At 72.4% G+C, this 25,815-nt stretch carries 26 protein-coding genes and 1 pseudogene; 10 read left to right on the forward strand and 17 right to left on the reverse strand.

Annotated elements, in window-relative coordinates; translation table 11 throughout:
- Positions 1 to 245: 245 nt before the first annotated feature.
- On the reverse strand, positions 246 to 1,595 hold the full coding sequence (locus tag AB0B76_RS17540; protein WP_360375769.1) for an ATP-binding protein: 1,350 nt from the start codon (positions 1,593 to 1,595) through the stop codon (positions 246 to 248).
- An 85-nt stretch (positions 1,596 to 1,680) separates the two neighbouring features.
- Positions 1,681 to 2,337, reverse strand: coding sequence for a response regulator transcription factor (locus tag AB0B76_RS17545; protein WP_360375771.1), 657 nt, complete (start codon positions 2,335 to 2,337; stop codon positions 1,681 to 1,683).
- 98 nt (positions 2,338 to 2,435) lie between these two features.
- Here AB0B76_RS17545 and AB0B76_RS17550 point away from each other — a divergent pair, with 98 nt between their 5' ends.
- Entirely contained in the window at positions 2,436 to 3,554 is a 1,119-nt protein-coding gene (locus AB0B76_RS17550; RefSeq protein WP_360375773.1) for a hypothetical protein, read from the forward strand.
- A 24-nt stretch (positions 3,555 to 3,578) separates the two neighbouring features.
- Here AB0B76_RS17550 and AB0B76_RS17555 read toward each other — a convergent pair whose 3' ends face one another.
- A complete protein-coding gene (locus AB0B76_RS17555) occupies positions 3,579 to 4,430 on the reverse strand; it encodes an MHYT domain-containing protein (protein WP_360375775.1) in 852 nt (283 codons plus the stop codon).
- An 86-nt stretch (positions 4,431 to 4,516) separates the two neighbouring features.
- Between AB0B76_RS17555 and AB0B76_RS17560 the strand changes: the two genes are divergently transcribed.
- Positions 4,517 to 4,726 (forward strand): hypothetical protein, encoded by a 210-nt coding sequence (locus AB0B76_RS17560; RefSeq protein WP_360375777.1) that lies wholly within the window; start codon positions 4,517 to 4,519, stop codon positions 4,724 to 4,726.
- Positions 4,727 to 4,732: 6 nt separating this feature from the next.
- Here AB0B76_RS17560 and AB0B76_RS17565 read toward each other — a convergent pair whose 3' ends face one another.
- Positions 4,733 to 4,924 (reverse strand): hypothetical protein, encoded by a 192-nt coding sequence (locus AB0B76_RS17565; protein ID WP_360375779.1) that lies wholly within the window; start codon positions 4,922 to 4,924, stop codon positions 4,733 to 4,735.
- A gap of 66 nt (positions 4,925 to 4,990) precedes the next feature.
- Here AB0B76_RS17565 and AB0B76_RS17570 point away from each other — a divergent pair, with 66 nt between their 5' ends.
- Together AB0B76_RS17570 and AB0B76_RS17575 are read left to right on the forward strand one after the other, a co-directional pair.
- Positions 4,991 to 6,091 carry a winged helix DNA-binding domain-containing protein gene (locus tag AB0B76_RS17570; RefSeq protein ID WP_360375781.1) on the forward strand — a complete coding sequence of 367 codons (1,101 nt, stop codon included), beginning with the start codon at positions 4,991 to 4,993 and terminating at the stop codon, positions 6,089 to 6,091.
- A gap of 216 nt (positions 6,092 to 6,307) precedes the next feature.
- Positions 6,308 to 8,215 carry a CocE/NonD family hydrolase gene (locus AB0B76_RS17575; RefSeq protein WP_360375783.1) on the forward strand — a complete coding sequence of 636 codons (1,908 nt, stop codon included), beginning with the start codon at positions 6,308 to 6,310 and terminating at the stop codon, positions 8,213 to 8,215.
- A gap of 325 nt (positions 8,216 to 8,540) precedes the next feature.
- Here the strand turns inward: AB0B76_RS17575 and AB0B76_RS17580 are convergent, their stop codons facing one another.
- The gene (locus AB0B76_RS17580; RefSeq protein WP_360375784.1) at positions 8,541 to 9,980 is read right to left on the reverse strand and encodes a DUF6745 domain-containing protein; all 1,440 of its coding nucleotides are present in this window, start codon (positions 9,978 to 9,980) and stop codon (positions 8,541 to 8,543) included.
- Positions 9,981 to 10,014: 34 nt separating this feature from the next.
- Positions 10,015 to 10,335 carry a hypothetical protein gene (locus AB0B76_RS17585; RefSeq protein ID WP_360375786.1) on the reverse strand — a complete coding sequence of 107 codons (321 nt, stop codon included), beginning with the start codon at positions 10,333 to 10,335 and terminating at the stop codon, positions 10,015 to 10,017.
- A gap of 331 nt (positions 10,336 to 10,666) precedes the next feature.
- Between AB0B76_RS17585 and AB0B76_RS17590 the strand changes: the two genes are divergently transcribed.
- Positions 10,667 to 11,683 carry a TerC family protein gene (locus tag AB0B76_RS17590; protein ID WP_360375788.1) on the forward strand — a complete coding sequence of 339 codons (1,017 nt, stop codon included), beginning with the start codon at positions 10,667 to 10,669 and terminating at the stop codon, positions 11,681 to 11,683.
- Positions 11,684 to 11,765: 82 nt separating this feature from the next.
- Positions 11,766 to 12,758 carry a hypothetical protein gene (locus tag AB0B76_RS17595; RefSeq protein WP_360375790.1) on the forward strand — a complete coding sequence of 331 codons (993 nt, stop codon included), beginning with the start codon at positions 11,766 to 11,768 and terminating at the stop codon, positions 12,756 to 12,758.
- A gap of 155 nt (positions 12,759 to 12,913) precedes the next feature.
- On the opposite strand, the gene typA is transcribed toward AB0B76_RS17595, so the two are convergent.
- Positions 12,914 to 14,779, reverse strand: a complete 1,866-nt coding sequence (gene typA, locus AB0B76_RS17600; protein ID WP_360375792.1) for a translational GTPase TypA — start codon at positions 14,777 to 14,779, stop codon at positions 12,914 to 12,916.
- A gap of 101 nt (positions 14,780 to 14,880) precedes the next feature.
- On the opposite strand from typA, the gene AB0B76_RS17605 reads away from it, so the two are divergent.
- Positions 14,881 to 15,753, forward strand: a complete 873-nt coding sequence (locus AB0B76_RS17605) for a transglycosylase SLT domain-containing protein (protein ID WP_360375794.1) — start codon at positions 14,881 to 14,883, stop codon at positions 15,751 to 15,753.
- Between the two features lie 4 nt (positions 15,754 to 15,757).
- Here AB0B76_RS17605 and AB0B76_RS17610 read toward each other — a convergent pair whose 3' ends face one another.
- Positions 15,758 to 16,087 carry a hypothetical protein gene (locus tag AB0B76_RS17610; RefSeq protein WP_360375796.1) on the reverse strand — a complete coding sequence of 110 codons (330 nt, stop codon included), beginning with the start codon at positions 16,085 to 16,087 and terminating at the stop codon, positions 15,758 to 15,760.
- A gap of 37 nt (positions 16,088 to 16,124) precedes the next feature.
- Here AB0B76_RS17610 and AB0B76_RS17615 point away from each other — a divergent pair, with 37 nt between their 5' ends.
- On the forward strand, positions 16,125 to 16,676 hold the full coding sequence (locus AB0B76_RS17615) for a TIGR03086 family metal-binding protein (RefSeq protein WP_360375798.1): 552 nt from the start codon (positions 16,125 to 16,127) through the stop codon (positions 16,674 to 16,676).
- Here AB0B76_RS17615 and AB0B76_RS17620 read toward each other — a convergent pair.
- The 7 genes from AB0B76_RS17620 to pnuC are packed head-to-tail and all read right to left on the reverse strand — an operon-like array spanning position 16,654 to position 23,276.
- The gene (locus tag AB0B76_RS17620; RefSeq protein WP_360375800.1) at positions 16,654 to 17,514 is read right to left on the reverse strand and encodes an STM4011 family radical SAM protein; all 861 of its coding nucleotides are present in this window, start codon (positions 17,512 to 17,514) and stop codon (positions 16,654 to 16,656) included. The genes AB0B76_RS17615 and AB0B76_RS17620 overlap by 23 nt on opposite strands.
- Positions 17,511 to 18,806 carry an STM4012 family radical SAM protein gene (locus tag AB0B76_RS17625; RefSeq protein WP_360375802.1) on the reverse strand — a complete coding sequence of 432 codons (1,296 nt, stop codon included), beginning with the start codon at positions 18,804 to 18,806 and terminating at the stop codon, positions 17,511 to 17,513. Before AB0B76_RS17625 ends, AB0B76_RS17620 begins: the two co-directional genes overlap by 4 nt.
- Complete coding sequence (locus AB0B76_RS17630; protein ID WP_360375804.1) at positions 18,800 to 19,594, reverse strand: STM4013/SEN3800 family hydrolase; 795 nt, start codon at positions 19,592 to 19,594, stop codon at positions 18,800 to 18,802. Before AB0B76_RS17630 ends, AB0B76_RS17625 begins: the two co-directional genes overlap by 7 nt.
- Positions 19,591 to 20,625, reverse strand: a complete 1,035-nt coding sequence (locus AB0B76_RS17635; protein ID WP_360375806.1) for an STM4014 family protein — start codon at positions 20,623 to 20,625, stop codon at positions 19,591 to 19,593. The genes AB0B76_RS17630 and AB0B76_RS17635 overlap by 4 nt, the downstream gene beginning before the upstream one ends.
- The gene (locus AB0B76_RS17640) at positions 20,622 to 21,557 is read right to left on the reverse strand and encodes an STM4015 family protein (RefSeq protein WP_360375808.1); all 936 of its coding nucleotides are present in this window, start codon (positions 21,555 to 21,557) and stop codon (positions 20,622 to 20,624) included. The genes AB0B76_RS17635 and AB0B76_RS17640 overlap by 4 nt, the downstream gene beginning before the upstream one ends.
- 10 nt (positions 21,558 to 21,567) lie before the next feature.
- Positions 21,568 to 22,662, reverse strand: coding sequence for an AAA family ATPase (locus AB0B76_RS17645; RefSeq protein WP_360375810.1), 1,095 nt, complete (start codon positions 22,660 to 22,662; stop codon positions 21,568 to 21,570).
- Positions 22,647 to 23,276: a nicotinamide riboside transporter PnuC gene (gene pnuC, locus AB0B76_RS17650; protein WP_360375812.1), complete on the reverse strand. Its 630-nt coding sequence runs from the start codon at positions 23,274 to 23,276 to the stop codon at positions 22,647 to 22,649. Before pnuC ends, AB0B76_RS17645 begins: the two co-directional genes overlap by 16 nt.
- Positions 23,277 to 23,292: 16 nt before the next feature.
- On the opposite strand from pnuC, the gene AB0B76_RS17655 reads away from it, so the two are divergent.
- Entirely contained in the window at positions 23,293 to 23,586 is a 294-nt protein-coding gene (locus AB0B76_RS17655) for an antibiotic biosynthesis monooxygenase family protein (RefSeq protein WP_360375814.1), read from the forward strand.
- Here AB0B76_RS17655 and AB0B76_RS17660 read toward each other — a convergent pair.
- Positions 23,583 to 24,506, reverse strand: coding sequence for a hypothetical protein (locus AB0B76_RS17660; RefSeq protein ID WP_360375816.1), 924 nt, complete (start codon positions 24,504 to 24,506; stop codon positions 23,583 to 23,585). The genes AB0B76_RS17655 and AB0B76_RS17660 overlap by 4 nt on opposite strands.
- A gap of 91 nt (positions 24,507 to 24,597) precedes the next feature.
- Entirely contained in the window at positions 24,598 to 24,798 is a 201-nt protein-coding gene (locus tag AB0B76_RS17665) for a hypothetical protein (protein WP_360375818.1), read from the reverse strand.
- A 185-nt stretch (positions 24,799 to 24,983) separates the two neighbouring features.
- On the opposite strand from AB0B76_RS17665, the pseudogene coaE reads away from it, so the two are divergent.
- Positions 24,984 to 25,553: pseudogene (gene coaE / locus AB0B76_RS17670) on the forward strand (dephospho-CoA kinase); the annotation flags it as partial.
- Positions 25,554 to 25,815: the final 262 nt, after the last annotated feature.

The following is a 25,815-nucleotide window of genomic DNA, read 5'->3' on the forward strand; positions in this document are numbered from 1 at the left end:
GCTGTCGGGTAGGCGGGGCAAGTGGAGCACCGACCTGCACACCGCAGGACGTGCGCTGCACGGTGCTGTCGGGTAGGCGGGGCAAGTGGAGCACCGACCTGCACACCGCAGGACGTGCGCTGCACGGTGCTGTCGGGTAGGCGGGGCAGTGGAGCACCGACCTGCACACCGCAGGACGTGCGCTGCCTGGTGCTGTCGGGTAGGCGGGGCAGTGGAGCGCCGACCTGCACTCCACAAGGCGTGTGCTACATAGTGCTGTCGGGCAGGCGGGGTAGGCGGACCTCGGCACGTACGCCGGGGCGGGCGTCGTTCAGGCGAACTGTGCCGCCGTGGCGGCGGGTCAGTTCGCGGACGATCGCCAGGCCCAGGCCGCTGCCGCCCGCGTCGCGGGCGCGGCCGTCGTCCAGGCGGGCGAAGCGGTCGAAGACGCGTTCGCGCAAGGGAGCCGGAATGCCCTCGCCGTCGTCGGTGACCGTTACCAGGACCTCTGACGTGCCCTCCGGTACGGCGGCCAGGGTTACGCGGCTGTGGGCGTGGCGTACCGCGTTGTCGACGAGGTTCAGCACGATGCGGAGCATCGCGTCCGGGTCGCCTTCGGTCCACAGGGACTCGCCGGGCTCGACGGTGACAGTGTCGTAGCGCTTGGCCAGGGAGTTCAGCAGCGTTCGCAGCTCGACCGGCTCCACGGCCGCCCGGCGTGGGTCCGAGGCGTCCGCGCGGGCCAGGAGGAGCAGGTCCTCGACCAGGCGGGCCAGGCGGTCCAGGTCGGCGATGACGTCGTCGGAGACCGCGGCCCAGTCGCCGAGCTTCTGGGCCACCTCGATCTGGATGCGGATCGAGGCCAGGGGGCTGCGCAGCTCGTGGGCGGCGTCGGCGATGAAAGAGCGCTGGCGGGCGCGGGAGACGGCCAGGCGGTCGAGCATGTGGTTCAGGGTGATCGCCAGGCGCTGGATCTCGTCGCTGGAGGGCGGGACCGGGAGGCGCTCGTCGGTCGCGGCGCCGGTGATGCGCTCGGCACCTGAGCGCAGGCGGTCCACCGGGGACAGCGCGACGCCCACCACGCGCCAGGCCACGGCGACCAGGACGGCGATCAGGGCCGGGTACGTGACCCAGAGCGCGTTGCGCAGCAGTTCGAGGCTGCGGTGGTAGTCGGCGAGCGGGACGGCGACGAGGATGATCCGGCCGTCGGCGGCCTGACGGGCGGTTACGCGCAGGCTGTCGGGCTGGACCGCCCGGTCGCCGGGGACCTCCACGCGCTCCCCGCGCAGGGCGCGCTCGACCTCCGGTCCGCGCAGGATGGGTACCAACAAATCGGCATTTCGATCACCGGCCACGACGCCGCGCCGCTGGGGGTCGAGGATCTGCACGACCTGGTTGGCGGGGGCCGGGAGGGCCTCGGGGAGCTTGCCGCCCTCGTCGAGCAGCGAGGCGATCTCGGCCACCGTCGCGTCGGCGGAGCGGTCCAGGGAACCGCGGAAGCTGTACGTCATCGCGAACGCCATCGCCGCCCCAGCGATGCTCAGGCCGACGACGAGGCCGGTGGTGCCGAGCAGCACCAGGCGACCGCGCAACGAAAGTGACGCCCACCACCTCATGCCGAAACCTCGCTTCGCTCGGCAGCGGCCTGAGGTCCACCCCGTGCTTCCAGGCGCCCAGCCCCGTCGCTCCGCTCCGGACTGGTCACGTGCGCAGCCTGTAGCCGGCGCCGCGGACGGTCTCGAGGAGGTCGCGGCCGAGCTTGCGCCGCAGGTACCCCACGTAGACCTCGACGGCGTTGGGCGCGGTGTCGACGCTGGCGTCCCACACGTGGTCGAGCAGCTCCGTCTTGGAGACCACCTGGCCGGGGCGGCGCATGAGGTACTCCAGCAGCGCGTACTCCCGCGCCGTGAGCACGATCTCCTCGCCCGCGCTGGCCACGCGGCGCCGGGCGGGGTCGAGGGTCAGCTCCCCGACCGTGAGCACACTCGGCCGCTCGGGCGCGCCGCGGCGCAGGAGCGCGCGCAGGCGGGCCACGAGCACGACGTAGGAGAACGGCTTGGTGAGGTAGTCGTCCGCGCCGCAGTCGAGCCCGTCGGCCTGGTCGTACTCTCCGTCCTTGGCCGAGAGCATGAGCACCGGCACCCAGTTCTTCTCGGCGCGCAGGGTCTGCACCACCCGATACCCGGACAAGCCGGGCAGCATGATGTCCAGGATCACCGCGTCGTACCCGCCGTGCCGGGCCATCTCGAGCCCGTTCGGGCCGTCGCCGGCCACGTCCACGGCGAAGCCCTCCGCCTGCAGGCCACGCTGGAGCGCGTTGGCCATGCGCATCTCGTCCTCTACTACCAGCAGCCGCACGCGGTACAGCGTGGCATGCTCAACTGAGTCACGGCACAGACGGTCTCAGCGATGTCACAGCCGTATCACCGCACCATGGTTGGCAGGAGGTGCAACCAATGTCGAACTTCACGTCACGACCCGTCCTTCGGTGGGCGGTGCCCGCGGCTGCTGCGGTCGCTGTGGTCGGTGCTGGCGTGGCAGCGAAGACGCTCGCCGTCGCCGCCGAGCCGAACCTGCCGCCGCGGACCGCGGCGCAGTTGCTGGTCGACCTGCAGACGGCCACGCTGGACGGACTGTCCGGCACCGTGGTCGAGCGGGCCGATCTCGGGCTGCCGGCGATTCCGCTGCTGACCGGCGACCAGAGCGCCAAGCTCACGTCGCTCGTTTCGGGCAAGCACACCCTGCGCGTGTGGTACTCGGGCCCCGACAAGGCCCGCGTCTCACTCCTGGGCACGCAGGGACAGAGCGACATCATCCACAACGGCAACGACACCTGGGTCTGGGACTCGCAGGCCAAGGAGGCGCAGCACTTCACCGGCAAGCCCGGGGAGAGCGAGGGGGGCGCCCAGCCGTCGCCGACCGACCTGCCGAAGTCGCCGCAGGAGGCCGCCGACCTGGCGCTCAAGGCGATCGACCCGACCACGCAGGTCTCCACCGGCACGTCGGCGAAGATCGCCGGCCGTGACGCCTACGAGCTCGTGCTCCGGCCCCGCGACACCTCGTCGCTGGTCGGGGAGGTCCGCCTGGCGATCGACGCCAAGGAGAAGCTGCCGCTGCGGGTGCAGGTCCTGCCCCGCGGTACCGCCAACCCGGCGTTCGAGGTGGCGTTCACCTCGGTGAACTTCGCTCGCCCGGACAGCGCCGAGTTCTCGTTCAACCCCCCGGCCGGCACCAAGGTCACCGAGGGGAACTCGGACGAGAAGGCGGATCAGGCGAAGCAGCAGATGCAGCAGAACGGCAAGGCCGCTGACAAGCCGAAGACCGCCGTCATCGGTACCGGCTGGGCCTCTGTCGTGGTGCTGCGGAACTCGAACGGGGCCTCGGGGGCGGCCTCCGACGACGAGAAGAAGGCCCAGGACGCCATCTCACAGCTGCCCACCGGCAACGGGGGCCGCACGTTCAACAGCAAGCTGGTGAGCGTCCTGTTCACCGACGACGGCCGGGTGCTCATCGGCTCGGTCACGCCGGAGCGGCTCGTCCAGGTGGCCGCCGACCCGGCCGCCGCGCTGAAGTAACGCTCGGCGCCGGGCTCAACGGTGTCAGGGGACCGCGGTCTGACCGCGGTCCCCTTCGCGTTGCCGGCGGCGGTGCGCGGCGGCGCGGCTGAGGGTCGCGATCGGGTACATGTCCCGGGCCCGGCGCAGCAGCGCCTCCTCGCCGGCGGTGTCCTGACGCACGGTGAAGCCGACGGTACTGTAAGCAAGCCCCGCCAGCACCAGACAGGCGGCGACGCACACCGGCGCCAGCATCGTGAACAGCGTGACGCCCTCGACCCCGGCGCCACTCGGCGCGAGCTGCACCCGCAGCGCGGCCATGACCAGGTAATGCGTGCCGCACACGGCCAGCGCCATGATCACCGAGGCGCAGAGCATGGCGGCGGTACCCCGGACGACGCACGCGCACCACAGCGTCATGATCGCCCCGACGATCGCCGCGCCGGCCGCGACGAGCAGCGTGTGGGCGTCGTAGGCGATGGTCGCGGCGACGCGCATGGACAGCGGCCCGGTCGCGTACACCGCGGTCAGCCCGATGCCCGTGAACAGCCCGGCCGGGAGGATCTTCCACACGCTCGGGCGGCCCCAGCCGACGATGTAGAGCCCGAGGCAGTAGACGACCACCGCGATGCCGAGCCCGAGGGCCGTGATCGGGATGTCGTACCGCACGTCGGTGCCCGGCACGTCGACGCCGAGCATCGCCATGAAATGGGGCACCCAGGTCCCGGTACCCCCGATGGACAGCGCCGAAAGGGTCAGCCAGCGGGCCCGGCTGCCGCCGTTGGACGACCGGGAGCGGCTGGTCAGAAACGTGCCGAGCAGGCAGCCCAGGATCGACATAGCGAGGGCGAGCGTCGGCGTGATCCAGCCATAGGCAAATTGCTCAACCGAAGTCACCCGGCGATTCAGCCAGGCCGGGTGTACCGCCGGTCGGACAATCTGTGCGCGGTTTGCCCGTTCGTGGCACGGGTAGGCCTGCAGGTATGAACGAATTCAACCACTCGCTCATCGGCTCCGGCGCGGCCGGGCGGGCCACCCAGGGCGAGACCGACGAGGCGCTGGACGACGAGCGCAAATCCGAGTGGGCGCCGCCCGACTCGACCCCGCCGTCGGCCGCGACGACCCCGCCGGACACCGACATGACCGACGACCCCGAGATGCCTGACCCCGACGGCTCCCATCACCGCATCTGACGCGGACTACGAACTGCCGGCGCCCGGCTGCAGGGCACGTTGCTGCTCGATGCTGTCGCCGACGTCGATCCACGCCCGCGGCGGGTCGGTCTCCTCGAGCTCGACCCGGTCCTCGGGCCGCACGCGCGCCGGTAGCTCACCGAAGCGGGCGTGGCGCAGGAACGCCATCTCGGCGTCCGTGAAGGTCTCCTCCGCCATATATCGATCGTGCACCCGCGCGGGGGTGGCGGGCAAGGGCCCGGCGCGGCGGGCGAGAATGGCGCCATGAGCAGTGGGCCGGTGATCGGGCGGGCGCAGGTCATGCGGTACCGCAGCGTCATGAACGGCCTCCACGAGCGCCTCGGCGGCGACCCGGCCGGCCTGGGAGTGCTCGACCTCGGCGTGCCCAACGTGCCCGCGGGCACCGCCCGGCAGGCGCTCGCGGCGCGCTGCACGGACCCGCTCGCCGGCGACCTGACCCTGGCCTGGACCACCCGCGGCGCCCCGCACCTGCACCGCCCGGCCGACCTGCCCGCGCTCGCCCGTGCCCTCTGGCCGCTCTCCGACGCCGACGCGGCGGCCCGGTTCGCGACCGGCCAGCTGCCGAAGGGCGCGTTCGAATTGGGCCTGGAGGCGTTCCGCGCGACGGCGGCCGCGCTCCGCGAGGTGGTCCGCGCCCCGACGGCGAAGGGCGACGTGAGCCGCGCGGTCAGCGACCGGGTCCCGAAGGAGCTCACCTACGACTGCAAGCCCTGCGGCGCCCGCCACATCTCGGGCGGCCTGTTCCAGCAGGCGGGACTGGGCGGCGGGGTACGCCTGGAGGAGGACGCGGCCAAGACGGTGCTCGCCCCGCTCGACCCGCGCCCGCCACTGCCCGGGCCGGCGTCCGGGACGGCCGGGTTCGTGCGCGCGTACCTGCGCATCCTCGGCCCGGCGACGCCCGGGGACGTCGCGAAGTACCTCGGGACGACGGTCACCGCGCTGAAGCCGATCTGGCCGTCGGACCTGGCGCCGGTGTCCGTCGACGGCCGCAAGGCCTGGCTGCCGCCCGAGAACCTGGACGCGCTGCTCGACCCCCCGCCGGTGCGCGGCGTCCGGCTGCTGCCGCCGTCGGACCCGTTCCTGCAGGCGCGCGACCGCACCGTGCTGGTGCCGGACAAGGCCCAGGCCAAGGAGGTCTGGCGGATACTCGGCAATCCGGGCGTACTGCTGCTGGACGGCGACATCGCGGGAACCTGGCGCGCCCGGGCGGCGGCTCGCAGGCGCCTCGACGTGACGGTGACACCCTGGGTTCCAGTTACGGCCGCGACACGAACGGCACTCGATGAGGAGTCCACCAGACTCGCTGGAGTGCGCGGCCTGGAGTCCGCCGCGGTGCACCTGTAGCCGTGTGGCCCCGAAAAGTCGGGCGCTCCGCGCCACGACTTTTCGCATTTATACCCCGCCAGGGCATAAATCCGACATGTCGCGGCGCGGAGCGCCCGACATGTCGTTTTGCGTGGCCTGCACGCGGCGTCGTGCGTGGACTCCGGGCTGCTGAGGTACAGCCAAGCCGTGGTCACGTCGCGGGGGCGGTTGGGGCGGGCACTACGCTCGGGACGCATGAGGCTGGATCCCGTTGGTCGTCTGCTCAAGCTGCCGCCCGCGGTGTCCGGGCGGGTCCGGGTGACGCGAGGCGTCCCGATCCGGATGCGCGACGGAGCCAACCTGCGCGCCGATCACTACGCGCCCGCGATCGACGGCGAGGTGCCGACGGTGCTCGTGCGCACGCCCTACGGTCGCGGGGCGCCGGTCAACATCCTCTGCCGGGCCGTCGCGCAGCGCGGCTTCAACGTGCTCATCCAGTCCTGCCGGGGAACCGGCGACTCCAGCGGTACCTTCGAGCCGCTGCTCCAGGAGCGCGAGGACGGGCTCGACACGCTCGACTGGCTGCGCCGGCAGCCGTGGTACGACGGGCGGCTGCTCACGTACGGGCCGAGCTACGTCGGGTTCGTGCAGTGGGCCCTCGCCGCCGAGGCCGGCGACGAGCTCAAGGCGATGGCGACCATCGTGACCGCCTCGGACTTCGGGCCGCCGACGTACGCGGGCGGAGCGTTCTCGCTCGACACGGTGCTGACCTGGTCGGCCCTGCTGGAGGCGCAGAGGGGCCCGCGGCTGGAGAACGCGGTCGAGCTCCTGCGCGGCCAGCCCCGGCTGCAGCGCGGCCTCGCGCGCGTGCCCATGGCCGAGGCCGACCGCGTGACCGTCGGCGCCGAGATCGAGTTCTTCCAGCGCTGGCTGGCCGAGGCCGACCCGGCGTCGTCGTACTGGACGCAGCGCGGCCACGCCCACCGCCTGCCACACGTAGCCGCCCCGGTGCTCATGATCGGCGGCTGGTACGACATCTTCCTGCCCTGGCAGCTCGCCGACTACACGGCGCTGCGGGCGGCCGGGCAGCGGCCGCACCTCACGATCGGCCCCTGGCACCACGGCAGCGCCGGCCTCTTCCAGCACTCCGCGGCCGAGGCCGTCGCCTGGTTCCGCGCGCACACCGGCGGTCCCGAGCAGATTCGCGACCGTCCGGTACGCGTCCACGTCGGCGGTGCCGAGGGCTGGCTCGAGCTCGCGGACTGGCCGCCCCCGTCGAGCACCCCGCAGCGCTGGCACCTGGCCAAGTCGGCGGCCCTGACGCCCGACGACCCGGACCTGCTCACGCCCGACGAGCTGGGCTGGCCGACCCCCTCCCCCGCGACGGCACCCCGCTCCGCCGACCCGGCGCCGGCCCTCTCCCCCGCTCCGGCCCAGGCCCTGTCGCCCACCTCGGCGCCGACCCTTTCTCCGGCCATCTCGCGCGCGTCGCTGCCCGACCCGGACGAATCGGACTGGCCCACCGCGACCCCGGCGCCCGCGAACGGGACAGACCCCGACGAACTGGACTGGCCCACGCCAACCGCGTTCGTCGCGACGCCGGCCCGGCACAGCGAGGGCGACGTGCTCGACTCCTTCGTGTACGACCCGAAGGACCCGACGCCGGCCCTGGGCGGCCCGAGGCTCATCGGAAAGATCGCCGGGCGGCGGGACAACCGGCCGCTCGAGGCGCGGTCCGACGTGCTGACGTTCACATCGGCGCCGCTGGTCGAGGCGCTCAACGTGGTCGGCCCGGTCTCGGCCCACATCACGGTGCGCGCGACGACGGCGGGACGGGACGAAGACGCTCCCGCGGCGTACTTCGACGTGTTCGTCCGGCTCTGCGAGGTCGACGACCAGGGCCGCTCCTGGAACATCTGCGACGGACTGGCCCGCGCCACCACCGACCGCGACCCGGCCGCGCCGATCCATGTGGACCTGTGGCCGACCGCGTACCGGTTCGCCGCGGGCCGCCGCATCCGCATCCAGGTGAGCGGCGGCGCCCACCCGCGCTTCAGCCGCAACCCGGGCACGGGCGCGCCGCTGGGGCACGAGCTCGAGCTGCGCAAGGTGCGGCAGGAGATCCTGGCGCCCTCGTACGTCCTGCTGCCCGTCGCACCCTGATCGGACGCGCTGCCGGGCCGACTCCACGCCGGCGTGCCGGCAGCGTGCGCAGGCCGGGGTCAGATGGCGCCGCAGGGCCGTGACCGGAGTGCGCGACCTGGCCGGAGCGGCTGCCGGCCGGCGCGCTCGAAGCGGTGCCAGGGGTGCGCGACGTGGGCGAGACCGACTCCACGGCAGCGACATGGCCATCCCCGACTCTGCGCCGGCCCCGACCCCGGCAACGAAGTTCGGGGCAGGGGCGCGCGGACGGCGGCGGGTGCCGGCCGACCGCCCCGCGCGCTCCCAGTCAGCCGGCAGCCGTGGGCTCCGGAGGTGAAGGTATGGGTCAGGTCTGGATCAAGGGGTGGTACTCGGCCTCCGTCAGGCCGAAGGTCCACGCCACGCCCTCGCGTGGGGTTCGGGTTGTCGGGGGGACCCGGAGCCAGTAGACGCGGCTCGTGCCGTCCGGCTCCGGGGTGCTGTTGATGACCTCGACCATGACCAGGGGCTCGTCGTCGTTGAAGTTCAGGCGCCACAGGACGCCGGCCTCGTCCTGGGCGACCCGCTGCGCGCCGGCCTCGCGGAGGTAGCGCTCGTAGCCGAAGTGTTCCAGCATCACGCGGCGGAGCTCGGCGTTGCGTTCGTCGGCGATCTGGCGGTAGGTCAGGCGGCCCAGGCGCTCGACCAGGTCCGACGGGATGGGCATGCCCCGCCAGGCGTGCAGGGCGTAGCCGTCGGTGTAGTGCAGGGCGGGGGTGTCGGCGGCGTGGAGGCGGCCGATGTTGTCGCGGTGCACGGCGTCGGGGCGGTCGGTGAGGATGGCGACGCTGGCGTAGGGCCACCACCAGCCGGCCGAGCGGGCCACCCCGGCCAGGCCAGCCAGGCGCTGCACGGCGTGCAGGGCCGCCTCGCCGGGGACCGGGCCGGTCGTGGCCCATACGGCGCCGACCGGGCCGGCGCTGAACACAGGCGCGGGGGCGGCGTCCGGAGAGGAAGGCGTCGAAGCGGCGGGTCGAGTGGTGGCCCAAGCGGCCGCGCCGACGGGGCCCGCACTGAACTGGGGCTCCGGCGGTGCGGAAGACGAGGGCCCAGCGGAAGACGAGGGCCCAGCGGACGAGACCGACCCGGCAGGAGAAGCCCAAGTCGAGGAAGAAGGCGCCCCAGCAGAGGGAGTAGCGGGCGTGGGCGCCGGCACATACGGAGCCGCGGCCGCGTCGAACGCGGCCAGCCAGCCCGCGTCGTGCTGCCCGCCCACCGCGTCCAGCAGCACCGCCCGCGCGTGAACCGGCAGCTCCCCCCGCAGATGCGTGCGCAGCGGTGTGGCGAGACGGTCGTTCACCAGGCGCCACACGTCCGCCCCGCACGCGGACCACAGGCCGGCCCACCCGTCCGGGCCCAGCAGCTCGTGCGCCTCGGCGCGGGCCGCGGCCCACGGGTTGGTGCGGACGGCGGCGCGGACCGACGGGCCCGCCGAGCCGTGCACCGGGGGGCAGCCCTGGGCGCGCAGCTCGGCCTCGACGACGGCGTCGGCCGCGTCGGGGGTGGCGCCGGGCAGGCCGCGGCGGCCGGTCAGGAGGGCGGCCGCGCGGGCGCCGGCGAGGGGCGACGCGAACCAGACGATGTGGCGGGGCTCCGGGAGGCCGGCCGAGCGGTAGGCGAGGCGGACCGCTTCGGCGGCGGCCTGGCGGTCGGCCGGGGCCGTGGACAGGCCCGCGGCCAGCCACTTGGCCGAGACCGCGCCCAGGGCGGCGGCCCGGGACTCGGGGGTGGCGAGGGTCGAGGTCATTGGGCGGCCATCCAGCTGGGAAGGGGCGGGAGCATCAGTCGGCCACATAGCGGAAGGCGCCGGGGACGTACTCGCGCTGGCGGACGATGCGGTAGGAGCCGGCCGGGATCGTGATCGTGCCGTGCTCCTCGTGGACGACCCGCGCCTTGGTGACGATCCTCACGAAGAGGCGGTCGATGTCGTCGCGGTCGGCCAGGAGGTGGGTGTCGGGGCCGACGATCACGTGGGCGTGGCCGGTCGCCTCGCCGCGGGCCAGGACCATGCGGCCCGCGCGGTCGCGAGGTGCGGGAACGGCGGTCGCGGGCACCTCCGCGGCCGGGACGGGCACCAGCAGGACGTCACCTTGTCGATACACGATCGCACTCCTCTCGACGGCGCGGACGTGAGTGAGCGTTGGAAAAACCCCCACCTGCCCGCACGATAGACGTGGGGTACGACATTTTTTCGGCCCCGCGCGTCGGGACGTGGCGGCCGGGTGGACAATGGTTGACGAGCAACAGGAGGGGAGTATTCCCCAGCGGCGGTCGTCGTCAGCACGGTGCCCACGGTGACGTGGGGCTCACACCCGGCGCCGCCGGTCATCCGGCTAACGCGGATGGCGGAAGAGACCTCCGGTGTCAACTACACAGCTCACGCGGCCCTCCGGGTCGGCGTGGCCTGTGGTGTGTCTACCGGAGGATTAACACGTGGACGTTGCCGGATGGATCTGGACAGCGACTCTCGTCGGGCTCGGCGCGATACTGCTCTTCGATCTCGCGATCGTGGCGCGCCGCCCCCATGAACCATCGATCAAAGAGTCGACGATCTGGGTCACGGTGTACGTCGGGCTCGCCCTGCTCTTCGGCCTGTTCGTGCTGGCCCAGTGGGGCGGCAACTACGCCGGGGAGTTCTACGCGGGCTGGCTGACGGAGTACAGCCTCTCCGTCGACAACCTGTTCGTCTTCGTGATCATCCTGTCGCGGTTCAAGGTGCCGCGGCAGTACCAGCAGAAGATCCTGCTCATCGGGATCGTGCTCGCCCTGATCATGCGCGGCGGGTTCATCGCGATCGGGTCGGCGGCGATCGCCCGGTTCTCGTGGGTGTTCTACATCTTCGCCGCGTTCCTCGTGTACACCGCGGTCAAGCTCGCCATGCAGGGCGAGACCGAGGAGGAGGACTTCAAGGAGAACGCGCTGATCCGCTGGTCGCGGCGGGTGCTGCCGATGACCCCGAAGTACGAGGAGTCGCGGCTCACGGCACGTGACGAGCGCGGCCGCCTGCACATGACGCCGATGATCGTGGTGCTCATCGCGATCGGGACCACGGACCTGATCTTCGCCCTCGACTCCATTCCGGCGATCTTCGGCCTGACCGCCGAGCCCTACCTGGTCTTCACCGCCAACGTCTTCGCGCTGATGGGACTGCGGCAGTTGTACTTCCTGATCGGCGGCCTGCTCGACCGGTTGGTGTACCTCTCCATCGGCCTCGCCGTCGTGCTCGGCTTCATCGGCGTGAAGCTGTTCCTGGAGGCTCTCGCCGACAACAACCTGCCCTTCGTCAACGGCGGCAAGCACGTCGGGTGGGCCCCGCACATCGGCATCCAGGCGTCACTCGCGGTCATCATCGGCACCCTCGCCATCACGACCGTCGCCTCCCTGGTCAAGTCGAGGCGCGACGCGCGTGCAGAACATGCACAGGCGGACAAGGCTCACAAAATCCGATAAACGCCCACCGGGGGGTCGCGCTGCGCGTGTTTCGGCGCGACGATGAGATACCACGGCGGGCGGGTGATGCATCTTGCACGAAATGACGTACCGGGGCGAACTCGCGTCCCCTTCGGTGCTGTGCCCGTTCACGCCCGCGATCTCTCCGCACGCCGACGCCGTGCAGCGCTGGTCGCTGCACTGGGCGACCCGGCACGGACTGCTCGAGCGGCCCGGTGCCCGCGCGGCCTTCGCGCGGGCCAAGTTCGCCAACCTCATGTGCCGCGCCCACCCCGACGCTGACGAGCCGGAGCTACGCCTGGCCACGGCCTGGCTGATCAGCATCTTCGTCCTCGACGACCTGCTGGAGCGGGCCCTGGTGCGCGATCCGGAGCCGCCCCGGGCGGCGGTCACCGAGGTCGTGCGGCTGCTGCGCGACCAGCAACCGGCCCCGATCCTCCGCGCGGCGCTGGGCCGGCCGCTGGCCGCGGCGCTGGGCGAGGTGTGGCGGCGCACCGAACCGCGGGTCAGCGCGGCCTGGCGGGAGCGGTTCGTCGGGCACGTCGCGGACTACCTGGCCGGCACGCTGTGGGAGGGCGGCAACCGGACCGCGGACCGGCCGCCGCGGCTGGACGAGTACCGCAAGATGCGCCACCACAGCGCGGCCACCGACATGTTCTTCGACCTCATCGAGCCCATGTATGGCATCGAGCTGCCCGCCGGGCTGCTCGAGGACCCCGACTTCGCCACCGCGCGGCGCGCCGCCGGCACGGTGATCGGGATCTTCAACGACCTGATCTCGTGGCCGAAGGAGGCCGCGGTCGGCGACCACCACAACATCGTCTTCTCGTTCCAGCGGGAGCACCGGCTGTCGCTGGACGAGGCGGTACTCGCCGCCGTGGCCGAGCACGACGAGCGGGTGCTCGAGTTCCAGGTCGCCCGCGACCGGCTAGAGGCGCGCTGGTGGGACGACCCGACGTGCGTCGTCGGCATCGGCGACCTCGTCCACTGGATCCGCGGCAACGTGGACTGGTCGCTCGAGTCGGGCCGCTACACCCCTGCGGAGATTCCCACTCAGCGGCGCCCTGTCGACTAGGGTCTGTTTCCTCACTGCGGCCGGCCGCAGTGAGGAAACAGACCCTGGAGCGCCGCCGTTCTTGCCACCTCGGACGCCGGGATTTCTGGCGGGAGCAACGGCCCGCAGGTGACGCGGGCCCGAGCCATGGAATTTCGCCCTTCGGGCGTTCTTCTTTACGCGTGGGCCCGCTTGCGGGCCGACCGCTCGCGGTCCTTCTGGTCGAGCATGACCTTGCGGATACGGATCGCCGACGGCGTGATCTCCACGCACTCGTCCTCGCGGCAGAACTCCAGCGCCTGCTCCAGTGAGAGCTTGCGCGGCGGGATCAGCTTCTCCGTCTCGTCCGCGGCCGACGAGCGCATGTTCGTGAGCTTCTTCTCCTTGGTGATGTTGACGTCCATGTCGTCGGCGCGGGAGTTCTCGCCGACGATCATGCCCTCGTACACCTCGGTGGTCGGCTCGACGAACATCGAGCCGCGCTCCTGCAGGTTCATCATCGCGAACGGCGTCGCCACGCCCGCGCGGTCGGCGACCAGCGAGCCGGTCGCGCGGGTGCGCAGTTCGCCGTACCACGGCTCGTACGACTCGAAGACGTGGTGCAGGATGCCGGTGCCGCGGGTGTCGGTGAGGAACTCGGTCCGGAAGCCGATCAGGCCGCGGGCCGGGACCAGCCACTCCATGCGGATCCAGCCGGTGCCGTGGTTGACCATCTGCTCCATGCGGCCCTTGCGCGTCGCCAGCAGCTGGGTGATCGCGCCGAGGTACTCCTCCGGCGCGTCGATCGTGAGCCGCTCGGTCGGCTCGTGGATCTTGCCGTCGATCTCCCGCGTCACCACCTGCGGCTTGCCCACGGTGAGCTCGTAGCCCTCGCGCCGCATCTGCTCCACCAGGATCGCCAGCGCCAGCTCGCCGCGGCCCTGGACCTCCCACGCGTCCGGGCGCTCGGTCGGCAGGATGCGCAGCGACACGTTGCCGACCATCTCGCGCTCGAGGCGGTCCTTGACCAGGCGGGCGGTGACCTTGGTGCCCTTGACCTTGCCGGCCAGCGGCGACTGGTTGGTGCCGATGGTCATCGAGATCGCCGGCTCGTCCACGGTGATGCGCGGCAGCGCGATCGGGTTCTCCGCGTCGGCGAGCGTGTCGCCGATCATGATCTCGGCGATGCCGGCAACGGCGATGATGTCGCCCGGGCCGGCCTCCTCGGCGGGCTTGCGCTCCAGGCCGTCGGTCATCAGCAGCTCGGAGATGCGCACGTTCTGCTGGGCCCCGCCGTCGCGGCACCAGGTGACCGTCTGGCCCTTGCGGATCGTGCCCTCGTGCACGCGGCACAGCGCGAGCCGGCCCAGGAACGGCGAGGCGTCGAGGTTCGTCACGTGCGCCTGCAGCGGGGCGCCCTCGTGGTAGGAGGGCGCCGGGATGGTGCCGAGCAGGGTGGCGAACAGCGGCTGGAGGTTGTCGCTGTCCTCGGGGACCGTGCCGTCCTTGGGCTGGGTCAGCGAGGCGATGCCGTCGCGGGCGCAGGCGTAGACGATCGGGAAGTCGATCTGCTCCTCGTCGGCGTCGAGGTCGAGGAAGAGCTCGTAGGTCTCGTCGACGACCTCCTTGATCCGCGCGTCGGGGCGGTCGACCTTGTTGATCACCAGGATGATCGGCAGGCGGGCCTTGAGGGCCTTGCGCAGCACGAACCGGGTCTGCGGCAGCGGGCCCTCGCTCGCGTCGACCAGCAGCACCACGCCGTCGACCATGGTCAGGCCGCGCTCGACCTCGCCGCCGAAGTCGGCGTGGCCCGGCGTGTCGATGATGTTGATCGTGACCGGGCCGCCGCCGTCCTGGGGGACGTAGCGCACCGCGGTGTTCTTGGCGAGAATGGTGATGCCCTTCTCGCGCTCGAGATCCATCGAGTCCATGACCCGGTCGGTGAGCTCGGCGCGGGCGTGGAACGCGCCGGACTGCCGCAACATCGCGTCGACGAGTGTGGTCTTGCCGTGGTCGACATGGGCGACGATGGCCACGTTGCGGAGGTCTGAACGGGTCTGCATGCCCTCCATTGTTCCAGGCGCCCTGTCATGGAAACCGGGGGTCCCGCGCGTCTACTAGTTGCGGCTAACCTGACGGGCACGGGGGAGGAGAACAGCTGTCAATGGATGATGACACTGCGGAGTTCGAGGCTTACGAGGAGCCACGGAAGCGGAAGCGAAATCTCGGGGCGATCCTGCTCTCGGTCGCGGTGGCCGTGGTGCTGATCGGCTGCGGGGTGATCGGAGCGACCCTGGTCAAGGGCGTGGGCGGGGCCAAGCCGGCCGCGCAGGAGCGCCAGCACGACGGGTCCGTGCCGATCGCGCCGGCCTCGGTGCCGCCGCCGACCAGCGAGGTGCCCGTCGCCGTCGTCGAGACGACCACGGCCGCACCGACGTCGAAGGCCGCGACGCCGACCAGGAAGCCGACCAAGAAGCCGTCGCCGAAGGTCACCGAGACGGCCACGCCGCCGGCCCCGCCGCACAGCACGTGCGCGCCCGTGCGCGGGACTAACCAACTGCCGAAGGCCCAGGTCAAGGGGTACCTCGACACGGCTTCGACAAAGCATTTCTGGGGCACCGCGACGGACCCGGACTACGAGCCGATCCTGGTGCCGCAGCGGCTGCTGTACGCCGTGGCCGAGCAGGAGAGCGGCTGGCAGACCGACATCACGGCCTGTGACGGGGGCCTCGGAGTGATGCAGGTCATGCCAGGCACGCAGACGTTCGTCAACACGCGGTTCGGCACGAGCTGGGATCGCACCAAACCCGACCAGAACGTGATGCTCGGGGCGAACTACCTCGCCTGGCTCATCGCGTATTACGGGCCCAAGCTCGGCACGTACGACATGACCGACACCAAGCTGCTCAACGCGGTCATCTCCGCCTACAACTGGGGCACCGGCGGCGTCGACTACGCGGGCGGGGTCTACCCCAACCCGCAGTACGTGCAGAACGTCCGCGCCCTGATGGTGGCCAGCCGCGCCGGGAACTACTGAGGGGTCAGTCCTCCGGGATCGAGGGGCCGACGTCGGTGTACTGGCCGGCGTCGGCGTCCCACTCGAACTGGCGGCCCTCCGAGCCCTCGGCGACGATCTTGCCGAACGCCGGGTAGCGCTCCAGCAGCCAGTCCAGCTCGGGCATGAGGAGCTCACCCGCGTCGGCCAGCTGCTCGTCGGTCTCGTCGCCGACGAGGAGGTTCCAGCCGCTGGCCCGGCGTCCTTCGGGGCCAGGTGGCAGCGTGGCGTCCTCCGGATCGTGGTACACGTATCCGGGGGTCAGCGACGCGTCCTCCACCAGCCGCCGCGACGCGAACGCGATCAAGTTACCCATGCCGACCAGTATGGCTGCTGCTCTCCAGGAGGCCTCGATGACCACCGCCGCGCAGGACCACCGCGAGACCGCCGCCCACTTCACCGCGCTCGTGCAGGGCACCACCGACTGGTCCGCGCCCGCGCCGGTCGACGGATGGACGGCCCGGGATGTCGTACGTCACCTGGTCGAGTGGCTCCCCTCGTTCCTCGAGTCCGGGGCCGGGGTGACGCTGCCCGCCGGCCCGTCCGTCGACGACGACCCCGCCGGCGCGTGGCAGGCACACGCGGCCGGGGTCCAGGCGCTGCTCGACGACCCCGCCTCGGCGGACGTGCCGTTCACCAACCGGCACACCGGCCAGATGCCGGTGCCGGACGCCATCGCGACCTTCTACACCTCCGACGTGTTCCTGCACAGCTGGGACCTGGCCCGCGCGACCGGGCAGGACGAGCGCCTCGACCCGGACCGGTGCGCGGCGATGCTCGAGGGGATGCTGCCGCTGGACGAGCTGCTGCGCTCCAGCGGCCAGTACGGCCCGAAGGTCGAGGTGCCCGCGGACGCCGACCCGCAGACGAAGCTGCTCGCGTTCATCGGCCGCAACCCGCGCTAGGGATGCGCTCGTTTGGGATGCGCTCCAGTACGCCGCCCGCGAAGACGTCGTACAGCGGGAGCGTCCGCAGGTGCACGTACCCGATGTGGCAGTCGCAGGTCGCGTTGGGGCAGGGCCGCTCGCCGCGCCGGGCCGTCCACGAGCCGTCGTAGAGGTTGCCCAGCGTCTCGGGCACGAAGTGGCAGCGGCGCACGGTGCCGTCGCCGAGCACCGAGACGACCTCGTCGCCGGTGCGGCACGACCGGCCGAGCGACAGGTGCGGCCGGACGCTGTAGCCGAACAGCGGGTCGATCGCCGTCCACGCCGCCTCCTCCTCCGGGCCGTAACGGTGGCCGTCGGCGGCGTTCACCCACAGGTACACCTCCGGGTCGAGCCTTCGCCGCAGCTCGACGGCGGGCTCGAGGTGCTCGGGCAGGCCGACGATGCCGACGGAGTGCCGGATGCCGTGGCGGCCGAGGGTGGCGCTCGCGGCCAGGAACCGCTCCTGGGTCGTCTGGCCTGGGTGGTACGTGCACCACAGCGCCAGCTTCGCGGGGTCCGCGTCCTGCACCCAGCCGAGCCGGGCGGACAGGTTCGTCTGGATCGCGACGCGCCCGACGTGCGGCAGGTGGGACAGCTCGATCAGGGCGCGGCGGTACCAGCTGCGGGTCAGCCCCTCGCCCCAGGGCGTGAACAGCACCTCCACCGGCTCGTCGGCGCCGCGGACCCAACCGGTGAACCGCTCCAGCGCGGCCCGGTCTTCACGTAACAGCTCGGGCGGGTCGCGGCGCTTCGCGAACGGGCAGTACGGGCAGTCGTAGTTGCAGCTGGCGAGCGGGCCGCGGTACAGGATCTTCATCGCGTCACGTGCCCGGCCATGGCTTTTCGGACGCCTTCCGAGACCAGCCACGGCCCGATGGCGTCGGAGTGCGCCAGGCCGTCGGCGGTGAGGCGGTGGCCCTCGGCGTAGCCGGCGTCCCGGAGCCGGGCCAGGGCCGGGAAGTCGTCGTCGAGCCCGGCGCCGAACCGCGCGGCGTACGCCGCCGGGTCCGCGCCCTCGGCCCGCAGCAGCGACTTGAGCAGCCAGCGGCGCCGCTGCTCGGCCGCGTCGAGGGCGAACCCGACCTCGGCGACGTCGAAGTCCGCCGCGGGGCGGGCGAGGTAGTCGGCGAGGATGCCGCGCACGTGCCGGACGCCGACCGCGTAGTCGAACGAGTAGTGCAGGTCGGTGGTGTACGAGCGGGCGCCGCAGCCGAGGCCGACCATGCCGTCGTCCTGGCAGGAGTACTCGTCCACGGCCTCGTGGTTGCCGGGCCGGCGGAACTGGCGCATCGAGAGCTGCTCATAGCCCTCGGTGCGCAACCGCTCGGCGGCGTGGCGGTAGAGCTCCAGGCGCTGGGCGTCCCAGTCCGGGTCTCCGGGCGTGGCCCGGCGGCCGAGTCCGGTCATCGGGCGGACGTAGAGCGGGTACAGGTACAACTCCTCGGGTCTCCACCGCAGCGCCGCGCTCAGGGACTCGTCCCAGGTGGCCCGGTTCTGCCCCGGGATGCCGTAGATCAGGTCGATGTTGAGCGCGGCCGGGCCCGCCGCCCGGATCGCGTCCAGGGCGCGGTCGACCTCGGCCCGGTGCTGCGGCCGGCCGGCGGCGTGGGCCTCGGCGTCGAGGAAGCTCTGCACGCCGATGCTGATCCGGCTCGCGCCGCGCTCGTTGAGCACCGCGAGCCGGTCGGGGGTGGCGGTGGCCGGAGACGTCTCGACCGAGAGCGGCCCGCGCTCGAGCCCGGTGGTCCGCTGGAGCAGGTCGAACAGCTCGGCGAGCTCGGGGGCGGTGAGGTAGGTCGGGGTGCCGCCGCCGATCGCCGCCCGCGCGAACCGGGCGCCGGGGATCGCCGCCGCGACCCTCGCCGCCTGCCTCCCGAGCTGGGCGAGGTAGGCGGTGACCTGCTCGTGCGGCGGGTTGGCGCGGGTGAAGAGGTTGCAGAAGCCGCAGCGCATCTCGCAGTAGGGCACGTGCACGTAGAGGAACAGCTTCGCTGTGTCCTCGCCGGCCCACACGTCGGCCAGGCGGGGCCGCGGGTCGAGGGGGCGGTAGGCGGTCTTGTGCGGGTACGCGTACAGATAGCCCTGGTACGGCGAGCCGAGGTTCACCATGCGCCCGCCTCCAGCGTGAACTGCGCGTAGGGCACGGTCCAGACGACCTCGTGCGCGACGCGGTGCCCGGTGTGCCCGTCCTCGCCGTAGGCGGTGCCGTGGTCGCTGCACATAATCACGTGGCACGGGCGGCCCCGCGAGGTGACCAGGCGCAGCAGCTCGGGCAGGTGCCGGTCGACGTACTCCAGCGCCGCCCCGTGCGAGGCGAGCGAGTCCTCCGCGGCGCCGGGCAGGTAGTGCCGGTTGGGCTGGTGCAGCGCGGCAACGTTGACGAAGGTGAACAACGGCCGCTCCGGCGGCAGTACCGTGGCCAGGGTCTCGAGCTGGGCCTCGAAGCAGGCCGGGTTGGTGACGCCGAACTCGCGCGTCCAGTGCGCCTCGTCGAACAGGCCCGGCAGGACGCTGCCCTGCGGCGAGGTCATCGCGAAGAACCCGACGCCGCCGAGGCAGACGGTGTGGTACCCCTCGGCGCGCAGCCCCGTGACGACGTCCGGCGCGTCGAACTCCCAGGTGTCGGCGCCGACGGTGGTGCTGCCGGGGAACCGGGCCGCGAACGGGCGCTCGTGCGGGCCGGGCGTCACCGGCGTGGGCAGGAAGCCGCCGAAGAACGCGTGGTGGGCCGCGTAGGTGAACGAGGCCGGGGTGTGCCGCCGCTCCCACGCCCCGCCCGGCAGGACCTTGGCCAGGTTGGGGGTGCGACCCGCGGCGAGCAGGTCCGCGGCGACGTCGTGGCGCAGCGTGTCGAGCGTGACGAGGAGCAGGTCGTGGGTGCCCAGCAGCGATCTCATGCCGGCACCGCATGTCTCGGGAGGGCCGCGACCTCGGCGGCGTACGTGTCGCGGCCGTCGACGAGCAGGCCGGGCAGCAGGTCGCCGAACGCGTTGACCTCGGCCACGGCGTGCTCGGCGAACCCGGGCGCGAACATGAGGTCGACGCCGGCGTGCAGGCTGCCGGGGAAACAGGCGGCGGCCCGCTCGCAGGTGTCCATCGCGGCCGCCCAGCGCTCCTCCCCCGCCGCGGCCCGGATCGCGGCCAGGTCGCCGCGGGCGTTGCCCAGGTGCAGGTTGGTGAGCGGGGTCGCGCTGGTGCGGGCGACGACGTGGCTCGCCCGCCCCGCGATGACCACCACCCGCAGGTCGAACACCTTGCCGCCGTGGGCCGCCTTCGGGAACCAGCGCTCGACGTGCAGGCCGTCGGCGCCGAGCCGGTCGACGATCGCGGCGACCGTGCGCTCGTCGGTGTAGTGGTGCACGCGCAGCTCGTTGTAGATCTTGTCGCCGTCGAGGGCGGCGGAGGTGTGCGCGCTGACCCGGTCGCCGTTGAAGGCCAGCGCGACGACGCCCGACGCGGAGCTGCCGTGGGCCGGCTTCACGAAGACCCGCGGCCAGCCGGCCGCGCGGACGTCCTCGTAACCGCGGGCCGCGAACCCCGGCGGGACGGGCACGCCGCGCTCGCGGAGCAGGGCGTGGCAGCGGCGCTTGTCGAACATCACGGCGAGCTCGTCCACGGGCGTGGTGAGCGGGCCGGTGGCGGCGCGCTCGACCTTGCGGGCGGCGGCCAGGAACCCCGCGTACCAGGCGGCGAGGCCGACGATCTCGCCGTGCTCGGCGGGGCGGTCGGCGCCGCGCAGCAGCCGGTCGACCTCGGCGTCCTCCCCCGGCGACTCCAGCCGCACCAGCGAGCCGGGCGCCAGGGCGAAGTCGCCGGCGCACACGTCGCGCCAGCCGACGACCGCGGGCTCCGGGTGCCCGGCGGCGACGGCGGCGGCGCGGAACAGCTCCACCCGCCGGTGCCCCGGTATGCCGACGACGGTGATCATTCCGCGACCGAGACGTATCGGAAGCCGCCTTCGTCGATGTCCTGCTCGTCGGAGACGTCGACGCGGACCCCGGGCAACTCCTCGGCGAAGCGGGCGGCCAGCTCCGGCGACATGAAGTGGTGCGACAGGTCGAGCGAGCGCAGGTGGGTCAGCGGCTGGCCGAGCAGCAGCGCCTCGGCCCCGGCGTCGGACAGCGCGCCCATCGACAGGTCGAGGCTCTCCAGGCGGGCCACCACGGGCGCGGCGGCCAGGGCGGTCGCGACGTCGTCGGCGATCTCCGCGTTGCGTAGGGCCAGCCGCTTCAGCGCCGGCAGCTCGGTGCCGGTCATGATCGGCGCGAGGTCGTCGACGACCGCGTCGCCGCCGTATTCCCGGGTGCCCAGCCACAGCTCCAGGTCGGCGAGCGCCGGGAACGAGGAGTCGGTGAAGCCGCGGATGAACGAGGCCGGCAGCCCACCGCTCTCCACGCACAGCTCCCGCAGCCGGCGATGGCGCACCGGGGCGAGCCCCAGCCCGTCGGCGCCGCGGATGTGCAGCACCTCCAGGGCCGGGAAGGCGCCCAGCAGCGGCGCGTACTCCCCCTGGTTGATCCAGGAGATCTCGCACTCCTCGTAGGTCATCTCGCCGACGAAGAGGGCGCGCAGCTCGGTCAGCCGGTCGCGGGCGGCGGTGAGCAGGTTCAGCGGCGGGCCGGAGTCGTGCGGCTCGCCCCACGCCCCGATCACCAGCGCGGTGATGTTGTGCGCGCCGACGCTGTCCAGCAGCGCGTCGAGCGTGTCGGCGAAATCCTGCGGACCGTCGTCGTAGCCGACGCCGATGCGCCATGCGGCCTTCTCGCCGCGGCGGGGACTGTCCCGCCGGCCTCGCGGCCCGACCTCGAACCGCCGGACCGGGAGGCCCGCGAAGGTGGTGACGTTGCTGCCGATCGTCATGGCCGGGAACTTAGCAGGACCCCCCGACAATTCTGTTCGCGTCGGCCGGGAGCAGCGGCGATGCCAGATTCCAGCCCGCCGCAAACAGATCGTCGATCGCCTTGACGGCCCGGGTGAGGCGGTCGCGGTACGACCCGGTCAGCTCGATCCACGGGACGCCGCAAGCGCCGAGCTCGTCGCGGAACCGGCCCGTCATCCAGGCGCGCAGGTGCTCGCCGTCGCGCATGCCGTCGTCCTCGAACGGCACACCCTCGTCGCTCGTCAGCAGGTAGAGCGCGGGTCGTCGCGCAGCGTCACGGACGGCTGACGATGCGTTGCCCAAATAGCGCTCCTCCCAGACCGAGGTGGCAAAACTGTCGGTGTCGCAGAGCAGAATGGGCCCACCGGATCGGGCGGCGGCGTCCTCCGCGGCGTTCTGTTCGCGGGCGACGGCGACGAAGTCCTCGCGCGTCCACACGAGGTCCTCCATGGTCTGACCCGGCGCCAGGCCGGCCATTTTCAAGGAGGTCAGCGTGCGTCCGTACTCCTCGACCCAGCAGGTACCGGCGAAAACCCCTCCGCGCAGGCGAAGATGCGCGGCCAGGGCCCGGGTCAGGGTGGTCGTGCCCGTCGACTCCGCGCCGACGACGACCACGCGCCTGACGAACCAGGCGCGCACCGGCGGCGCCAGCATGCCCCAGTGCGCGACGGGGTCGGCGCGCACGGCGGTGCCGGAGACGGGCACGGCGCCCCGGGCCGGGTCGACCGGCACGTGGACGGCGCCGAAGCGGCGGGCCAGCTCCTCGCCGTACGCCTCCGAGGAGAAGACCCGGTCGACCCGCCGGGCGCCGACCGCCGTGCGGAACGTGGCGGTGTGGGCGTCCCAGGCCGCCTCGGATCCGTAGTCGATCGGGGTGTCGTCGTAGATCCCGACGAACCGGACGTGGGGCGAGCGGGCGTGCACCTCACGCAGCCACGCGACCCGGTCCTCGAGCGGAATCGACTCCACTGTGGACGGTGCGACCACCACGGTCACCTCGTCGCAGGCGCGCGCGGCGGCGTCGATGAGGTGATGGTGGCCGGCGTGGGGCGGGTAGAACTTGCCGATGACTAGTCCGTGGACCACGCCGGACTCCCCAGCGGCGCGGTGCGCAGCTCGGCCCGCCAGGCCCGCAGGCCGAAGACGCACAGCGTGAGGAACACCAGGTACAGCAGCGCCGTGAGCCACAGGTCCTTGTAGCCGTAGAGGGGGATGTAGACGACGTCGACGGAGATCCACAGCCACCAGCTCTCCAGCAGGCGGCGGGTCTGGCCGTAGGTCGCCAGTAGCGACACCGCGGTCGTGATCGCGTCGGGCGCGGGGACCGTGGATTCGGTGAAGCGGTCGAGGTACCACCACAGCGCCACGGTCAGGAACACGCCCGCGATCGCGAGCCACCACCACTCGACCCTGGTCGTGGTGCGCACCTTCTGCTGCAGCCGGCCGGTGCTCCAGCACCACCATCCGTAGGCGCCGAGCGCAACGTAGACGACCTGGAGCCAGGCGTCGCCGAAGAGCCCGACGTGCCAGAAGGCGACGATGAAGAGGAGGTTGTTGGCGATCCCGACCGGCCAGTTCGCGATGTGCTGGCGCACGACGAGATAGACACACAGCAGTCCGCTGGCGAATCCGAGCAGCTCAGCCCACGTGGTCGGGGCGCCGAAGGCGTGGAACGCCGCGGAGGTCAGCCAGTCGAGCACGGTCTACCCTAGCTGGATGGTTCTGGAAGTCGCACTGATCGACGTGCTCGAAGGCCGCGAGGACGAGTTCGCCGCCGCGTACCGCAAGGCCCACGAGGTACTCGCCACGACCCCGGGGTGCCGCTCGGTGCGTATGACCCGCGGCATCGAGAGCGCGTCGCGGTTCGTCCTGCTCGTGGAGTGGGACTCGGTCGACGCGCACCTGGACAACTTCCGGGCGACGGACCGGTTCGGGCAGTGGCGGGGGCTCATCGGGCCGTACTTCGACGGAGCCCCCCGCGTGGAGCACTTCAACGACGTGGCGGTCTAGTCCCCGCTCTTCTTGTACACGACGAAGTCCAGGTTCGAGGTGTAGAGCGCACCGGTGACGAGCTCGCCCGCCCGGGTCATGAACCAGGCGTAACGGTTCTCGCTGGTGCGCATGCACACCCGCGCCCCCGGTACGAGGCTGCCGATCACGACCTGGCCGACCCAGCGGTCGGCGGGCACCGCGGAGCAGACGGCCAGCGACGGGGTGTCGTCGGTGAGCAGCACCGCGAACGTCGCGCCGTTGGCGGCCGTGATGCCGATCGCGCCCGCGGTGGCGTCGGCGCCGGCCGCCTGCTTGGTGGCGCTGTCGAAGTCGTACGCGTCGTCGGGCTGGCCGGCCAGCACCACGAACTGGGCCGTGCCGGTGCGCAGGATGCCGCTGCTGGGCACCGCGGCCGGCGTGCCGGCCGGTGCACTGGCCGGTGCGCTGTTCGCCGCGCTGGCCCCCGCGCTCGGGGCAGCGCCGGTGTCGCCGCTCCGGGTGGCGTCGCTCGGGGTCGCGCTCACGGTTTCGACGACGACCGGAAGGGCCGGGGCCGTGGTCTCCGTGGCCGTCGCGGTCGCGGCGTCCGTACGCTCGTCATTGCCCGAGCTCTTCTCGCGCGTGGCCAGCACCCCGCCGACGGCCGCGATGACGAGCACGACGATGCCGATGATGAGCACGCCGATCCGGCCCTTGCGCGCGGGCCTCTCCGGCTCGGGCGACGGCCCCGGCTCCCGCGCCAGCTCCGGCATCGGTTCCGGAGCGGGCCTGGGCTCCTCTCGGGCCGGCGTCGGCTGGCGGGGCACGATCGAGTACGCCGACGTGGGCCAGCCCGAGCCGCCGTCCAGCGGCGAGTCCGACATCCAGCCGCGCCGGCTCTTCGGCTTCGGCGGTGGTGGCGACCCGTTGACCTGGTCCTGGCCGTTCTCCGGCTCCATGCAGCGTGTCCTTCTGGTCCTGGCAGATGTGCGGTTGCCCGGCAGAGTATCGCTGACCGCCCACGGCGCGCGCCACGGCGGAACGGGTCGTCTAGCGGGCCGGCACCTGCGCGACCGCGTTGGCCCCGCTGGCCGTATACCAGCCGCTCACGGCCAGCATTCCCAGCACCGCGGCGGCGACCAGGAACGCCCAGCCGTCGGAGGACCCGCGCCGGCGCGCGTTGATGCGGCGGTGGCGTGCGCGGCACGCGGGCCGGCGACCGACGGGAGCGGTACCGCCACCCTGCGGCATGAAGCCTGCCCAATCGCGGTGCGCCAGGCCCGGCTGGCCCAGGCTGTGTCGCCCCACTGTCACGATTTACCCCCGTGATCTTCCCTTGAGTCGGAAGGTATCTTGACAAACCGAGCATTCCGTGCAAACCACGCCGTCCTGACCCCGGCGGCCCGTCGCGATTCACCGTCAGGTGTGATTGCGGCATGAAGATGGTGGGGCTCACGGGCGGAATCGGGGCCGGCAAGAGCGCGGTGGCCTCCCGGCTCGCGGCGCTCGGCGCCGTGATCATCGACTCCGACCGGCTGGCACGCGAGGTCGTGGCGCCGGGGACCGAGGGGCTCGCCCGGGTCGCGGAGGCGTTCGGGCCCGGGGTGCTGGACGGCTCGGGGGCGCTCGACCGGCCGGCGCTGGGCCGGATCATCTTCGCGGACGCCGAGGCGCGGCGACGGCTGGAGGAGATCACGCATCCGCTGGTGCGGGCGCGGTCGGCCGAGCTGGTCGCGGCGGCGCCACCCGACTCGATCGTCGTCCAGGACGTCCCACTGCTCGTGGAGAAGGGCCTTTCCGGGTTGTACTCGTTGATCCTGATCGTGTTCGCGACGCTGGACACCCGGCTCGACCGGTTGATGCGTATCCGGGGCATGTCGCGCGACGACGCCATGGCGCGGATCTCGGCTCAGGCGACCGACGAGCAGCGCCGTGCTGTCGCGGACATCGCCATCACCAACGACGGCACGCCGGAGGAGCTCGATCGTCAGGTGGCCGCGGCGTGGGAGCAGATTCTGGCGGCTTAGCCCGTTTGGGCGTTCGAGCCGTGGTTAGGCGCTCGCGGCGGCCGGTCGCGCGATTCGCGCGATCTCGCTCGGTGCGCTCGCCGACCGTGACGGGCCGGGGCTGCAACCGTGCGCCGGGAGGGCCTGCGTGATGGGCGGGCCGGCTCTCCGGTCGGCCGCCGCGAGCGGCCTACGGCATCTACCGTAGTCCGGTGATGTTCCCCACACAATCGCCAGGTTGAATACGATCGGCCACCGAGCG

Source organism: Dactylosporangium sp. NPDC049140 (assembly GCF_040648435.1).

What these genes read in the sequence shown, in the direction of transcription:
- AB0B76_RS17540 (WP_360375769.1), bottom strand. Translation starts at nt 1,595, where the DNA reads ATGAGGTGGTGGGCGTCACTTTCGTTGCGCGGTCGCCTGGTGCTGCTC.
- AB0B76_RS17550 (WP_360375773.1), top strand. Translation starts at nt 2,436, where the DNA reads ATGTCGAACTTCACGTCACGACCCGTCCTTCGGTGGGCGGTGCCCGCG.
- AB0B76_RS17560 (WP_360375777.1), top strand. Translation starts at nt 4,517, where the DNA reads ATGAACGAATTCAACCACTCGCTCATCGGCTCCGGCGCGGCCGGGCGG.
- AB0B76_RS17565 (WP_360375779.1), bottom strand. Translation starts at nt 4,924, where the DNA reads ATGGCGGAGGAGACCTTCACGGACGCCGAGATGGCGTTCCTGCGCCAC.
- AB0B76_RS17570 (WP_360375781.1), top strand. Translation starts at nt 4,991, where the DNA reads ATGAGCAGTGGGCCGGTGATCGGGCGGGCGCAGGTCATGCGGTACCGC.
- AB0B76_RS17575 (WP_360375783.1), top strand. Translation starts at nt 6,308, where the DNA reads ATGAGGCTGGATCCCGTTGGTCGTCTGCTCAAGCTGCCGCCCGCGGTG.
- AB0B76_RS17580 (WP_360375784.1), bottom strand. Translation starts at nt 9,980, where the DNA reads ATGACCTCGACCCTCGCCACCCCCGAGTCCCGGGCCGCCGCCCTGGGC.
- AB0B76_RS17595 (WP_360375790.1), top strand. Translation starts at nt 11,766, where the DNA reads ATGACGTACCGGGGCGAACTCGCGTCCCCTTCGGTGCTGTGCCCGTTC.
- typA (WP_360375792.1), bottom strand. Translation starts at nt 14,779, where the DNA reads ATGCAGACCCGTTCAGACCTCCGCAACGTGGCCATCGTCGCCCATGTC.
- AB0B76_RS17605 (WP_360375794.1), top strand. Translation starts at nt 14,881, where the DNA reads ATGGATGATGACACTGCGGAGTTCGAGGCTTACGAGGAGCCACGGAAG.
- AB0B76_RS17610 (WP_360375796.1), bottom strand. Translation starts at nt 16,087, where the DNA reads ATGGGTAACTTGATCGCGTTCGCGTCGCGGCGGCTGGTGGAGGACGCG.
- AB0B76_RS17615 (WP_360375798.1), top strand. Translation starts at nt 16,125, where the DNA reads ATGACCACCGCCGCGCAGGACCACCGCGAGACCGCCGCCCACTTCACC.
- AB0B76_RS17620 (WP_360375800.1), bottom strand. Translation starts at nt 17,514, where the DNA reads ATGAAGATCCTGTACCGCGGCCCGCTCGCCAGCTGCAACTACGACTGC.
- AB0B76_RS17625 (WP_360375802.1), bottom strand. Translation starts at nt 18,806, where the DNA reads ATGGTGAACCTCGGCTCGCCGTACCAGGGCTATCTGTACGCGTACCCG.
- AB0B76_RS17630 (WP_360375804.1), bottom strand. Translation starts at nt 19,594, where the DNA reads ATGAGATCGCTGCTGGGCACCCACGACCTGCTCCTCGTCACGCTCGAC.
- AB0B76_RS17635 (WP_360375806.1), bottom strand. Translation starts at nt 20,625, where the DNA reads ATGATCACCGTCGTCGGCATACCGGGGCACCGGCGGGTGGAGCTGTTC.
- AB0B76_RS17640 (WP_360375808.1), bottom strand. Translation starts at nt 21,557, where the DNA reads ATGACGATCGGCAGCAACGTCACCACCTTCGCGGGCCTCCCGGTCCGG.
- AB0B76_RS17655 (WP_360375814.1), top strand. Translation starts at nt 23,293, where the DNA reads ATGGTTCTGGAAGTCGCACTGATCGACGTGCTCGAAGGCCGCGAGGAC.
- AB0B76_RS17660 (WP_360375816.1), bottom strand. Translation starts at nt 24,506, where the DNA reads ATGGAGCCGGAGAACGGCCAGGACCAGGTCAACGGGTCGCCACCACCG.
- AB0B76_RS17665 (WP_360375818.1), bottom strand. Translation starts at nt 24,798, where the DNA reads ATGCCGCAGGGTGGCGGTACCGCTCCCGTCGGTCGCCGGCCCGCGTGC.